Annotated in this window: 12 protein-coding genes; 2 read left to right on the plus strand and 10 right to left on the minus strand. The window is 75.9% G+C overall.

The annotated features are described in order from the left end of the window. Window positions 1–67 precede the first annotated feature (67 nt). From FHN55_RS02030 to lysS, 4 genes are all read right to left on the minus strand, one after another. On the minus strand, window positions 68–2,599 hold the full coding sequence (locus tag FHN55_RS02030; protein ID WP_139710235.1) for an ATP-dependent Clp protease ATP-binding subunit: 2,532 nt from the start codon (window positions 2,597–2,599) through the stop codon (window positions 68–70). A gap of 269 nt (window positions 2,600–2,868) precedes the next feature. Next, window positions 2,869–3,207: an Lsr2 family protein gene (locus FHN55_RS02035; RefSeq protein WP_139710237.1), complete on the minus strand. Its 339-nt coding sequence runs from the start codon at window positions 3,205–3,207 to the stop codon at window positions 2,869–2,871. A gap of 1 nt (window position 3,208) precedes the next feature. Next, on the minus strand, window positions 3,209–3,409 hold the full coding sequence (locus tag FHN55_RS02040) for a hypothetical protein (protein ID WP_139710239.1): 201 nt from the start codon (window positions 3,407–3,409) through the stop codon (window positions 3,209–3,211). 47 nt (window positions 3,410–3,456) lie between these two features. Further along, window positions 3,457–4,908, minus strand: a complete 1,452-nt coding sequence (gene lysS, locus FHN55_RS02045; RefSeq protein WP_306821778.1) for a lysine--tRNA ligase — start codon at window positions 4,906–4,908, stop codon at window positions 3,457–3,459. Between the two features lie 196 nt (window positions 4,909–5,104). Between lysS and FHN55_RS02050 the strand changes: the two genes are divergently transcribed. Beyond that, window positions 5,105–5,956 (plus strand): class I SAM-dependent methyltransferase, encoded by an 852-nt coding sequence (locus FHN55_RS02050; RefSeq protein WP_180357576.1) that lies wholly within the window; start codon window positions 5,105–5,107, stop codon window positions 5,954–5,956. Window positions 5,957–5,969: 13 nt separating this feature from the next. Here the strand turns inward: FHN55_RS02050 and panC are convergent, their stop codons facing one another. Further along, the gene (gene panC, locus FHN55_RS02055; RefSeq protein WP_218974266.1) at window positions 5,970–6,809 is read right to left on the minus strand and encodes a pantoate--beta-alanine ligase; all 840 of its coding nucleotides are present in this window, start codon (window positions 6,807–6,809) and stop codon (window positions 5,970–5,972) included. 74 nt (window positions 6,810–6,883) lie between these two features. Continuing rightward, window positions 6,884–7,825, minus strand: coding sequence for a Rossmann-like and DUF2520 domain-containing protein (locus FHN55_RS02060; protein ID WP_257570624.1), 942 nt, complete (start codon window positions 7,823–7,825; stop codon window positions 6,884–6,886). Window positions 7,826–7,909: 84 nt separating this feature from the next. On the opposite strand from FHN55_RS02060, the gene FHN55_RS02065 reads away from it, so the two are divergent. Beyond that, window positions 7,910–8,653, plus strand: coding sequence for a methyltransferase domain-containing protein (locus FHN55_RS02065; protein WP_139710249.1), 744 nt, complete (start codon window positions 7,910–7,912; stop codon window positions 8,651–8,653). A 3-nt stretch (window positions 8,654–8,656) separates the two neighbouring features. Here FHN55_RS02065 and FHN55_RS02070 read toward each other — a convergent pair whose 3' ends face one another. The 4 genes from FHN55_RS02070 to FHN55_RS02085 form a co-directional block, all read right to left on the minus strand. Continuing rightward, entirely contained in the window at window positions 8,657–10,177 is a 1,521-nt protein-coding gene (locus FHN55_RS02070) for a PH domain-containing protein (RefSeq protein ID WP_218974258.1), read from the minus strand. Then, complete coding sequence (locus FHN55_RS02075; protein ID WP_139710251.1) at window positions 10,174–10,659, minus strand: PH domain-containing protein; 486 nt, start codon at window positions 10,657–10,659, stop codon at window positions 10,174–10,176. The genes FHN55_RS02070 and FHN55_RS02075 overlap by 4 nt, the downstream gene beginning before the upstream one ends. 54 nt (window positions 10,660–10,713) lie before the next feature. Beyond that, window positions 10,714–11,463, minus strand: a complete 750-nt coding sequence (locus FHN55_RS02080; protein ID WP_139710253.1) for a hypothetical protein — start codon at window positions 11,461–11,463, stop codon at window positions 10,714–10,716. Window positions 11,464–11,671: 208 nt separating this feature from the next. Next, window positions 11,672–12,652 carry an ABC transporter substrate-binding protein gene (locus tag FHN55_RS02085; RefSeq protein WP_139710255.1) on the minus strand — a complete coding sequence of 327 codons (981 nt, stop codon included), beginning with the start codon at window positions 12,650–12,652 and terminating at the stop codon, window positions 11,672–11,674. Window positions 12,653–12,681: the final 29 nt, after the last annotated feature.

Here is a 12,681-nt window from a genome sequence, read left to right on the forward strand (position 1 = left end):
CCCCCGTCGACGCGAGGAGCCCCCGACCCTGGTGGGTCGGGGGCTCCTGCTCAGGTCGGGCGCCTCGTCAGGAGGCGTCCTCCGCCGGGGTGGCCCCGGCGGCCGGCGCGGCGCTCGCGCCGACGGCGGCCACCTCGGGGATGGGCGACTTGCGGGTGCCCTTGAAGGTGAACCGCGCGGTCGGGCCCTCGCCCTCGACGTCCACCAGGACGATCTCGCCGGCCGTCAGCTCGCCGTAGAGGATCTTCTCGCTCAGGGCGTCCTCGATCTCGCGCTGGATGGTGCGGCGCAGCGGGCGCGCACCGAGCACGGGGTCGTAGCCGCGGGTCGCGAGGAGGTCCTTGGCGGGCTGGGTCAGCTCCAGGCCCATGTCGCGGTCCTTCATGCGCTGGTCGACCTTGGCGATCATCAGGTCGACGATCTGGATGATCTCCTCCTGCGTGAGCTGCGGGAAGACCACCACGTCGTCGACGCGGTTGAGGAACTCCGGGCGGAAGTGGGTCTTCAGCTCCTCGTTGACCTTGATCTTCATGCGGTCGTACGAGGTGCTCAGGTCGCCGCCGGCCTGGAAGCCCATCTGCAGGCCCTTGGCGATGTCCCGGGTGCCCAGGTTCGTCGTCATGATGATCACGGTGTTCTTGAAGTCGACCGTGCGGCCCTGGGAGTCGGTGAGCCGGCCGTCCTCGAGGATCTGCAGCAGCGAGTTGAAGATGTCGGCGTGGGCCTTCTCCACCTCGTCGAACAGGACCACCGAGAACGGGCGCCGCCGCACCTTCTCCGTGAGCTGGCCGCCCTCCTCGTACCCGACGTAGCCGGGGGGCGAGCCGAACAGCCGCGACACGGTGTGCTTCTCGGAGAACTCGCTCATGTCCAGCTGGATGAGCGCGTCCTCCTCGCCGAAGAGGAACTCCGCCAGGGCCTTGGCCAGCTCGGTCTTACCGACACCGGTGGGGCCGGCGAAGATGAACGAGCCGCCGGGGCGCTTGGGGTCCTTCAGACCGGCGCGGGTGCGCCGGATCGCCTGGGACAGCGCCTTGATGGCGTCGTTCTGGCCGATGACGCGCTTGTGGAGCTCGGCCTCCATGTTGAGCAGGCGGCTGGACTCCTCCTCGGTCAGGCGGACCAGCGGGATGCCGGTGGCCGTGGCGAGGACCTCGGCGATCAGCTCCTCGTCGACCTCGGCGACCACGTCCATGTCGCCGGCCTTCCACTGCTTCTCGCGCTCGGCCTTGGCCGCCAGCAGCTTCTTCTCGGAGTCGCGCAGGGAGGCGGCCTTCTCGAAGTCCTGCGCGTCGATCGCGCTCTCCTTCTCGCGGCGCACCTCGGCGATCTTCTCGTCGAACTCGCGCAGGTCCGGCGGAGCCGTCATGCGGCGGATGCGCAGGCGCGCGCCCGCCTCGTCGATGAGGTCGATCGCCTTGTCCGGCAGGTAGCGGTCGTTGACGTACCGGTCGGCCAGGGTGGCGGCGGCCACGAGGGCGCCGTCGGTGATGGAGACGCGGTGGTGCGCCTCGTAGCGGTCGCGCAGGCCCTTGAGGATCTCGATGGCGTGGGCCAGGTTCGGCTCGGCCACGAGGATCGGCTGGAAGCGGCGCTCGAGCGCCGGGTCCTTCTCGATGTGCTTGCGGTACTCGTCCAGGGTGGTGGCGCCGATGGTCTGGAGCTCACCGCGGGCGAGCATCGGCTTGAGGATGCTGGCGGCGTCGATCGCGCCCTCGGCGGCACCCGCACCCACGAGGGTGTGGATCTCGTCGATGAACAGGATGATGTCGCCGCGGGTGCGGATCTCCTTGAGCACCTTCTTGAGGCGCTCCTCGAAGTCACCGCGGTAGCGGCTGCCGGCCACCAGCGCGCCGAGGTCGAGGGTGTAGAGCTGCTTGTCCTTCAGCGTCTCGGGCACCTCGCCGCGGACGACGGACTGCGCCAGGCCCTCGACGACGGCGGTCTTGCCGACGCCGGGCTCGCCGATGAGGACGGGGTTGTTCTTGGTGCGGCGGGAGAGCACCTGCATGACGCGCTCCACCTCCTTGCCGCGACCGATCACCGGGTCGAGCTTGCCCTCGCGGGCGGCCTGGGTGAGGTTGCGGCCGAACTGGTCGAGCACGAGCGAGCCCGACGGGGTGCCCTCCTGGGGACCGCCGGCGGTGGCGGGCTCCTTGCCCTGGTAGCCGCTCAGCAGCTGCAGCACCTGCTGGCGGACGCGGTTGAGGTCGGCGCCCAGCTTGACGAGGACCTGGGCGGCGACGCCCTCGCCCTCGCGGATGAGGCCGAGCAGGATGTGCTCGGTGCCGATGTAGTTGTGGCCGAGCTGCAGCGCCTCGCGCAGCGACAGCTCGAGCACCTTCTTGGCGCGCGGGGTGAAGGGGATGTGGCCCGAGGGCGCCTGCTGGCCCTGGCCGATGATCTCCTGCACCTGCTCGCGCACGGAGTCGAGCGAGATGCCGAGGGACTCCATCGCCTTGGCGGCGACGCCCTCACCCTCGTGGATCAGCCCGAGCAGGATGTGCTCGGTGCCGATGTAGTTGTGGTTGAGCATCCTGGCCTCTTCCTGAGCCAGGACGACGACGCGGCGGGCGCGGTCGGTGAACCTCTCGAACATGGTGCGCTCCTCGCGAGCGTGGGCGGTGCGGATTCCGACCACCGGCTGCCACCGGGGGCGGACGACCTCACTGACCCTGACGATGCTATCCCCGGGGTGCGACGGCGGTGGGGGTCCGCAGACCCCCGCGTGACCGTCCCGGGTGGGGAGGACCGGGTCGGCCTCCCGTCACGGGGAGCAACGCTCCCAGGTCAAGGGGGTGTTCCGCCCCGGGGCGCTCCGGGTGTTCGCTGGTGGCGGACGCCCCGCTGCCGGGGTGGGCCGAGGGGTCAGGCGCCGGTGGCCGCCCGGTAGGCCTCCACCACGGCCGCCGGGACCCGGCCGCGCTCGTTCACCGTGTGGCCGTTCTCGCGCGCCCAGGCGCGCACCGCGGCCACGTCGACGCCGCTGCCGGCGCCGGCCGCGCCGGCGGCGGCCCGGGCGCGCCGCCCGGCCGTGGTCCTGCGGGCGTGGCCCACCCAGACGGCGAGGTCGTCGCGCAGGCGCGCGGCGTTCTCGGCGGACAGGTCGATCTCGTAGTCGACCCCGTCGAGGGAGAAGGCGACCGTCTGGTCCGCGGTGCCGCCGTCGAGGTCGTCGACGAGCACCACCTGCATCGTCTGCGCCACGTCAGGCCCCCTCGCCCGACGAGGACGACGACGCGCGCTCGCGCGCCGCCCGCTCGGCCGCCGCCCGCTCGGCGTCGGCGCGGTCGAGGGCCGCCATCGCCTCGCGCTCGCTGCGGTCCGCGCGCAGCACGGCGCGCATGACGAACCAGAAGAGCAGGGCCACCCCGATCGGGGGCGTCAGCGCGGCGATCGCGGCCATCACGCCCCGAACGGTACCCCGTGGAGCGGGGACGGCCCCTCCTCCGGCGCTCAGGCCTCCGGCTTGACCAGCGGGAACAGGATGGTCTCGCGGATGCCGAGGCCCGTGAGCGCCATGAGCAGCCGGTCGATGCCCATGCCGACGCCCCCCGCGGGGGGCATGCCGACCTCCATGGCGCGCAGGAAGTCCTCGTCGACGGGCATCGCCTCGTCGTCGCCGGCGGCGCCCAGGCGGGCCTGCGCCTCGAGGCGCTCGCGCTGGACCACCGGGTCGTTGAGCTCGGAGTAGCCGGTGGCCAGCTCGAAGCCGCGCACGTAGAGGTCCCACTTCTCCACCACGCCGGGCACCGAGCGGTGCGACTTGGTGAGCGGGGAGGTCTCCAGGGGGAAGTCGCGCACGAACGTCGGCGCCACCAGGTGGTCGCCCACGAGGTGCTCCCACAGCTCCTCGACGAGCTTGCCGGCGGTGGCCGTGGGCGCGACGCCCACGCCGAGGCGCTCGGCGCGCTCCACCAGCACCGAGCGCGGCGTCCGGGGCGTGACGGGCTCGCCCAGCGCCTCGCTCAGGGACGGGTACATCGACAGCTGGGCCCAGGTGCCGCCGAGGTCGTACTCGGTGCCGTCGGCCAGGAGCACCGTCGTCGACCCGAGGGCGTCGCGGGCCGCGGTCTGGACGAGCCCGCGGGTGCGCTCGGCCATGAGGTCGTAGTCGGCGTAGGCCTCGTAGAACTCGAGCATCGCGAACTCCGGGGAGTGCGAGGAGTCGGCGCCCTCGTTGCGGAAGTTGCGGTTGATCTCGAAGGCCCGGTCCAGGCCGCCGACCACCGCGCGCTTGAGGAACAGCTCCGGGGCGATGCGCAGGTACAGGTCGATGTCGAAGGCGTTGGAGTGCGTGACGAACGGCCGCGCCGCGGCCCCGCCGTGCAGCGTCTGCAGCATGGGGGTCTCGAGCTCGAGGTAGCCCAGGCCGTCGAAGGTGGTCCGCAGCGACCTCACGACGGCGGCGCGCGTGCGCACCACCGCCCGCGCCTCCGGCCTCACGATGAGGTCGACGTAGCGCTGGCGCACCCGGACCTCCTCGCTGGTGTCCTTGTGGAGCACCGGCAGCGGCCGCAGCGCCTTGGTGGCCATCGCCCACGAGCTGGCCATGACGCTCAGCTCACCGCGCTTGGACTGCACCACGCGCCCGGTGGCGGAGACGACGTCACCCAGGTCGACGTCGGACTTCCACGCCGCGAGCGCGTCGGCGCCGACCTCGGCGAGGCTGAGCATCACCTGCAGGCGCGTGCCGTCGCCGTCCTGGAGGGTGGCGAAGGCGAGCTTGCCGGTGCCGCGCTGGAACACGACCCGCCCCGCCACGGAGACGACGACGTCGGTCTCCTCACCGGCGGCCAGGCCGGCGTGCGCCTCGCGGACCTGCGCCAGGGAGGCGGTGCGGGGCACCGAGACGGGGTACGGCTCGACGCCGGCGTCCAGCAGCCGCTGCCGCTTCTCGCGGCGCACGCGCAGCTGCTCGGGCAGCTGGTCCGCCGCGAGGGCGGCCGCCTCGGCGGCGGCGGCGTCAGCGGCGTCAGCGGAGGTGCTGGGTGCGGTGGGCGGGACCTCGGACACGGTCCACGAGCGTATCGGGGCCGCGCGCGGGCGGTGCGGACCCGGCCCGGGGCTCCCGCTGCGGCCCCGGGCGTGCTGGGATCGGGTGGTGGCGGACCTCCACCCCGACGGCGCACCCCCGGCTGACGACGCCCCCCAGGCCGACGACGAGGAGCGGCGCACCTCCTTCGGCACCCTGGTCGACGCCGAGCGCTACGACCGGCTGCGCCCCGACCACCCCGACGACGCCGTCCACTGGCTCACGGGCTCGCCCGGGGGTCCCCTCGACGTCCTCGACCTGGCGGCCGGCACCGGCAAGGTGTCCCGCGCGCTCGCCCGGCGCGGTCACCGCGTGGTGGCCGTGGACCCCAGCGACGGCATGCTCTCGGTGCTGCGCCACTGGCTGGCCGAGTCGCCGCGGGCGCAGGTGCGGGCCGTGGCGGGCACCGCGGAGCACGTGCCGCTGCCGGACGCCTCGGTCGACGCCGTGGTGGTCGGCCAGGCGTGGCACTGGCTGCGCCCCGCGGCCGCCGCGGCCGAGGTGGCCCGGGTGCTCCGCCCCGGCGGGGTGCTGGGGCTGGCGTGGGTGGTGCGCGACGCGTCGGTCGGCTGGGCCGCGGAGCTGGAGGCCCTGTTCGGCGGCGAGGGCGTCGGGGAGGCCACCGGCGCCGACGAGGCCGCGCCGGGCGCGCACGCCCGCGACCTCGCCGACGCGGACTGGTGGCCGCGGGTCCCGCTGCGGGGCGCGCAGCGGGAGCGCGCGTCGTTCCCGGCCGTGCAGCGGCTGGCCTCCGTCGACGACGTCGTCGCGCTGGCCTCGACCTACTCGGGGCTCGCCGTGAGCCGCCGGCGTGAGGGCCTGCTGGCGCGGGTGCGCGAGCTCGCCGAGGGGGCGGCCGGTCCCGACGGCTCGGTGCTGCTGCCGCAGGTCTGCCACTGCTTCCGCTACCGGCTCCCCTGACCGGGCGCGGGCGTCAGCGGGCGGCGCCCACCACGAGCGGGAGGTTGTCGATGAGCCGGGTGGGTCCGACCTTGGCCGCCACGGCCAGCAGCGCCGGTCCGCGGAAGTGCTCGGGCACGTCGGCGAGGGTGTCCGGGTCGACCAGGGCCAGGTAGTCGACGCGGGCCAGCGGCTCGGCCACCAGCACGTCGCGCGCGGCGCGGCGGACCGCGCTGGCCCCCTCCGGCGCCGCCGCCTCCCCCGCGCGCAGCGCGCGCGACAGCACCAGGGCGACCTCCCGGTCCAGCGGGGACAGGTGCGCGTTGCGGCTGGACAGCGCCAGGCCGTCCCCGTCGCGCACGGTGGGGACGGCCACCACCTCCACGCCGAGGTCGAGGTCGCGGACCATGCGGCGCACCAGCAGCAGCTGCTGGGCGTCCTTCTGGCCGAAGAGGGCGACGTCGGGGCGCACCAGGTGGAGGAGCTTCGCGACGACGGTCAGCACGCCGTCGAAGTGGCCCGGGCGCGAGGCGCCCTCCAGCACCGACCCGAGCGCGCCGGAGGAGACCCGGACCGCCGGGTCGCCGTCGGGGTAGACGACGTCGGGGGAGGGCGCGAAGACGACGTCCGCGCCCACCCGGCCCAACAGCTCCAGGTCGGCGTCGAGGGTGCGCGGGTAGCGCGCGAGGTCGGCGCCGGCCTCGAACTGCAGCGGGTTGAGGAAAATCGTGACGACGACGCTGGCCGCCCGCTCGCGGGCGGCCTCCACGAGGGCCGCGTGCCCGGCGTGCAGGGCCCCCATGGTCATGACGACGGCGACGGGCCCGGGCAGGCCGGCGCGCACGGCCGCCAGCTCGGCGCGCGTGCGCACCAGCCGCGGGGTGCGCGCACCCGGGGCCGCCGGCGCCGTCGCCGGAGCCGCGGCGCTCGCCGGGGTGGAGGTGCTGGTCACGAGGGGTCTCCGCTCTGCAGGGCGCTGTCGACGTCGTCGGCGGGCAGGCCGGTGAGCCGCCCGCCGGCGCGGGCCCGGGCCGCCGTGGCCCGCGCCAGGGCGAGGTGGGCGGCGGGGACGTCGGGCCCCACGAGCCCGTCGGCGGCCGCCTGCGCCAGCACGGCGCGGTGCGCGGTCAGGGTGCCGGCGTCGCCGCGCGCCACCGGGCCGGTCAGCGCGTCGTCGCCGGAGCGCAGGGCACCGTCGAGCGCCGCCTGCAGCAGCGGCCCGAGCACGCGGTCGGGGCGGTCGAGGCCGGCGGCGCGCAGCACCTCCGCGGCCTGCGCGACCAGCGTCACGAGGTGGTTGCTGCCGTGCGAGAGCGCCGCGTGGTAGAGCGCGCGGTCGGCCTCGTCCACCACCACCGGCTCCGCGCCGACCTCCACCACCAGCGCCTGCGCCACCGGCAGCACGGGCGCCGGCGCCGTCACCCCGATGACGGCGTCCGCCAGCCGGACCAGGTCGAGGCTGGTGCCGGTGAACGTCATGGCGGGGTGCAGCGCCAGCGGGATGCCGCCGGCGGCGCGCGCCGGTTCCAGGACCGCGGTGCCGTGGCGGCCGCTGGTGTGCACCACCAGCTGCCCCGCCTGCCAGCTGCCGGTGGCCGCGAGGCCGGCGACGAGGTCGGCCAGGGCGTCGTCCGGGACGGCGAGCAGCACCAGCTCTGCCCGCTCCACCACCTCGGGCACGGGGAGCACGGGCACCCCGGGCAGCAGGGTGGCGACGCGCTCGAGGCTGGCCTCGGAGACGGCCGACGCCCCCACCACGGCGTGCCCCGCGGCGCGCAGGGCGGCGCCCATGACGGCGCCGACCCGGCCGGCGCCCACCACGCCGACGCCCAGGCGCCCCGGGGCGGGGCGGCGGCGGGCCCGGCGACCTGCGTCGTCGTCGTCCAGCACCCGGGGAGCGTACGTGCGGCGCAGCGGCCGGGCCCGGCCGCCTGCGTCCGTCCGGGGTCCCGGGCGGCGGCTAGGGTCGCCCGCGTGGGACGGCACGAGCGCGTGGCCGAGCTGGCGCGGCTGGACGTCGAGGGCCTCGTCGTGGCCGACGTGGGGTGCGGCAGCGGGCGCACCGTGAGGGCGCTGCTGGACCCGCCGCCCGGCGGGCACGCCCCGCGCCTGGTGCACGCCCTCGACCACGTGTCCGCCCTGGACGACGACCTGCTCGCCGACGCGCGCGTGCGCAGCCGCATCACCGACCTCGACGGGCCCCTGCCGTGGCGCGACGGCGAGCTGGACCGCGTGGTCTCCCTCAACACGGCCGAGCACCTGGGCGACCCGGTGGCGCACCTCGCGGAGGTCCACCGGGTGCTGCGCCCCGGCGGGCTGTGCGTCCTGGCCCACTCCGACTGGGACACCGCGCTGTTCACCAGCACCGACGACCAGCTGACCCGCACCCTCGTGGACAGGTTCACGGCCGCGGCGCCCGGGCCCGGCCGCTCCGACGGCTTCATGGGCCGCAAGCTGCTGGCCCTCGCCGCGACCGCCGCCCGGCGGGGAGCCGGCTGGACCGTGGAGGCGGCCACCTCCTGGGCGGACCCCCACCGCCGCTTCGACGACGGGTCCCTCGCGTGGAAGGTGGCCACCGGCGTGCTGGCCGCCTCCCAGGACGACCCCGTGCTGGCCGCCCGGGCCTCGGGGTGGATGGAGGAGCTGCGCTCGCTGGCCGCCGCGGGGCAGTTCCTCTTCGCGGTGACGGACGTCGCCGTGGTGCTGCGCCGCGACTGAGGCTCAGCCGGCCTGCTCCATCCACCGCTCCGGTCCCGCCGCTGCGCGGGCGGTGCGGGCGCGCCCGGCCTGCTCCTCGAGCAGGGCCACCGCCTGGCCGGCGGACAGGTGCTCGGCGCGGGGCCGCACCGGTCCGGGCGTGGAGTGCAGCGCCAGGGTGGCGAGGCCCAGGCGGCGCTGCAGCGGCCCCTGCTCCACGGCCAGCGACTGCGTGCGCTCGTGGGGCACCACGTCGAGCTCGCGCCGCAGGCGGCCGCGCCGCAGCAGCAGGGCGTGCTGGGTGACCAGCGCGCCGCGGCGGCGCCAGGAGACGAGGTCCACCCAGCGCGCGGCGGGCGGGGCGACCAGCCAGCCGCCGTCGGCGGAGGTGCCGCGCAGGCCCGCGTCGATGCCGTCCCCGCCGAGGTCGTCGTGGATCGCGGGCAGCACCAGCGCCAGCACCGTGCGCACCTCGGCCGCCGAGGCCACCGGCACCAGCGTGCTCGCGGACGCGCTCTCCTGGCCCTCCCCCGCGAAGCCCGCCACGTTGACCTGCACCCGCCACCACCCGAACAGGCGCCACAGCAGCGGCTGCGTCAGCCGCACGGCCTGCACGCGACCCGGCGGGACGGTCTGGGTGCGGCTCTCCAGCAGCCCCGAGCGCAGCCGCAGGCCGTCGGGGGAGGTGGCGATGCGCCAGTTGGCGCTCTTCGCCAGCGCCGTCCAGACGCTGCCGGCCAGGCCGAGCAGGGGCGCCGCGGCGGCGAAGAGCAGGCCCGCCTCCCGCGTGGTCACCGCCCCCACCACCACGCCCAGGAGGACGACGACGAGCGCGACCGCGGCCCCCGACAGCGCCACCGAGGCCGCCACCCGCCCGAACGGCACCTCGAGCACCTGCTGCTCGGGCGCCTCCGGAGCGGCGTCGCCCTCGAAGGCCAGGCCGGCCGAGCGCGCCAGGAGCAGGTTGCGCAGGCGCTGGGCGTCGTGCTCCCTGAGGTAGGCCAGCTTGACCTGCGAGCCCGCACCCCCCGCCACCTCGACGCGCAGCTCGGCGAACCCGAGCAGCCGCGCCACCAGCGGCTGCACCACGTCCACCGCCTGCAGCCGGTCCAGGCGCGCCACCCGCTGGCGCTTGGCGACGACCCCGCTGTGCAGGCGGACGGCCTCGTCGTCGACCGTGAAGCGGGTGGCGCGCCACGACAGCGCCGAGGCGGCCACGGCCACCACCACGCAGCCCACCAGGGCCGCGAGGGCGATGAGCAGCTCCACGTGGCCCGGCAGGTCGCGCCCGTCCACCGCGCTGCGCCCGCGCTCCTGCGCGTAGAGGAAGAGCAGCACCACGAGCACGCGCCAGCTGCGCAGCACCGGGGTCACCGGGTGCAGGCGCTCCCACCGCTGGCCCTGCGGCTGGCCCTCCCCGGGCGGCTGCCCTCCGGCCCGGTCCTCGACCGGCCCGGAGGGCGCCGCCTCCACCGGCGAGGCCCCGGTGTGCTGCGCCGGGTCCGCCGGCGCCGGCGCGGGGCGCTCGGCGGGACCGTCGCTCACAGGCCCGCCAGCCGCGCCTCGCCGCGGCGGGAGAGCCTGTCGCGCAGCCTCGCGGCCTCCTCCGGACGCAGGCCCGGGATGGTCGCGTCGCTGCTGGCGGACGCCGTGTGCAGCTGGACCGTGGCGATGCCGAGCCAGCGCTCGAGCGGTCCCGCGGAGACGTCGACGTACTGCATCCGCCCGTAGGGCACCACCGCCAGCGAGCGGAACAGGATGCCGCGGCGCACGAGCAGGTCGTCCTCGCGCTCGGCGTACCCGATGGCCCGGACCTGGCGGCCGGCGAGCCACCACTGCCAGCCGTCCAGCGCCAGGAGCACCGCCCCGGCCACCACCCACCACGGGCTCCAGAGCAGGACCGCCCCCACGACGACGACGGCCAGACCGACCGCCGCGCCCACCGACGCCACCAGGCGCCGCGCCAGGACCAGGCGGTCGGACACCGGGGTCCACTCCACGCCGGGCAGGTCGAACGGGGTGCTCACGGCCTCAGCGTCCCCCTGCGCGCCCCGCGGGCGCCAGGCGGGTTCCCGTCCGGCTCAGGCAGCCGGTGCCGCGGCGCGCAGGGAGCCCGTGTCGGGACCGGTGCCCACGGCCCACAGGCGCTTCAGCTGCGCGATCTCGAGGGCGCGCTGCTCGGGGGCGACCTCCGAGGCGGGCGGGCCGACGTGCACGGCGACCTCGCCCGTGGCGGCTGCCACGTGCACGACCACCTCGGCGCGGACGACCGGCGCCGCGGCGTGGGCGGCCGCCTCGGCGTCGCGCTCGAGGGCGGGCTCGGCGCGCTGGGACGGGATGATCTGGGGCAGGTGCAGCACGGTGGCCTCCTCGCGCTCGGCGGCCCGCACCACCTCGACGACGTCCGCGGCGCCGGCGGCGGTCGGCGCCTCGACGGCCGCGGGAGCGACCGGGACCAGCTCCAGCGCGCGGAAGGCGGCCGGGGACGGGGCCTCGACGTCGACGGCCGGGTCGAGCCGGACGGCGGTCGGCTCGAGCACCTCGTCGGCTGAGGCGGTCGTCGGCCAGACCTGCTCGAGCCCCGCGACGTGGCGGCCGCGGACCCGGCCGCGGCGGGCGCGGTGGCGGGCGCGCAGGCCGGACAGCGTCAGCGGGACGCCGGCGGCGGCGAGGCCGACGACCCCGAGGCCGGGGTTCTGCGCGGTGGCGGCGACGGCGGCGACGACGCAGCCGGCAAGAGCGCCCACGGGGACCGTGGTGGCGGTGACGAGGCTGCGCGCGGCCCAGGTCAGGGGGGCGGTGGAAGCGCGGTGGCGGGCGGTGGAGGCCATGTGTGAAACATAGGCCTCGCGCGCCCCGCAAGGCTCACGACACGCCACACGTCTCTTGAATCACATAAGTCACATCCGCCACGCGGTCGGGCGCGTCGCCTGCTGGCTCCCGTGACGCAGCACGACCGGGGTGGTCCGCACCGGTCCTGACCAGCACGGGGCGCCCCGTGCTGGTCGACGAGCGGGAGGTGGGGGCCCGCTGGGCGGGTCAGCCCTTGATGAGGCCCTTGTCCTGCAGGTACGCCTTCGCGACGTCCTCGGGCAGGAGGCGCTCCCCGTCGACCTGGCCGTTGAGGGCGGTGAGGTCGGCCGTGGTCAGCACCGGCGCCAGCTTGTTGAGCGCCTCAGCGATCTTCGGGTCGCTCGCCGAGGCGGTGTTCACCGCGGGGACGAGGTTGTCGGCCAGCTGCAGCTTCTTGTCGTCCTGCAGCACCACGAGGCCGAACTGGCTCAGCGTGCCGTCGGTGGAGCCGACCAGGCCGAGCTGCGCCTCGCCGTTCTGCACCGCCTGCTTGGTGGCCGGCGACCCGTAGCCCAGCGGCAGCAGCGAGCTGATCTGCAGGCCGTACGTGCTCTCGAGGCCCGGCTGGCAGAACGGGCGCTGCGGGCACTCCTCCGTGGCGGCCAGCACCACGGGCTGCCCGAGGGCGCCCAGGTCGGACAGGGTCTTGAGGTTGTTGTCGGTCGCGTACTCCTGCGTCACGGCGAACGCGTTCTGGCTGGCGGCCTGGGCCGGGTCCAGCAGCGTGACGCCCTGCTCCTCGGCCAGCGGCTTCGCGGCCTCGACCGTGGTGGTGACGTCGTTGGTGGCGATGGGGGCGGCGCCGGCGCCGTTCTTCTGCTGGTTCAGGTACTCGGCGAGGGTCGCGGCGTACTCCGGCACGACGTCGATCGAGCCGGAGGCCAGCTCGCCGAAGTACACCTCGCGGTTGTCGACCGCCTTGATCTCCGTGGTGAAGCCGGCGTCCTGGAGCAGCAGGGAGTACATGGCCTCCATGACGGCGGCCTCGGTGAAGTTGGGGCCGCCCACGACGACCGTCTCGCCGGAGCCGCCGGAGGAGGTCGCCTCCGAGCTGGCGGCGGTGCCGGACTGCACGCTGTCGGCCGCGCACGAGCTGAGGGCGAGCACGGCGCTGGCGGCGCCGACGAGGAGCAGGGAGGCGCGGGAGCGCCGGAGGAACGAGGTCACGCGGACCGCCTTCTGTGTCCCGCGGCTCG

The sequence above is a fragment of the Streptomyces sp. NP160 genome (genome assembly GCF_006335115.1).
Taxonomy (GTDB): domain Bacteria; phylum Actinomycetota; class Actinomycetes; order Actinomycetales; family Quadrisphaeraceae; genus Quadrisphaera.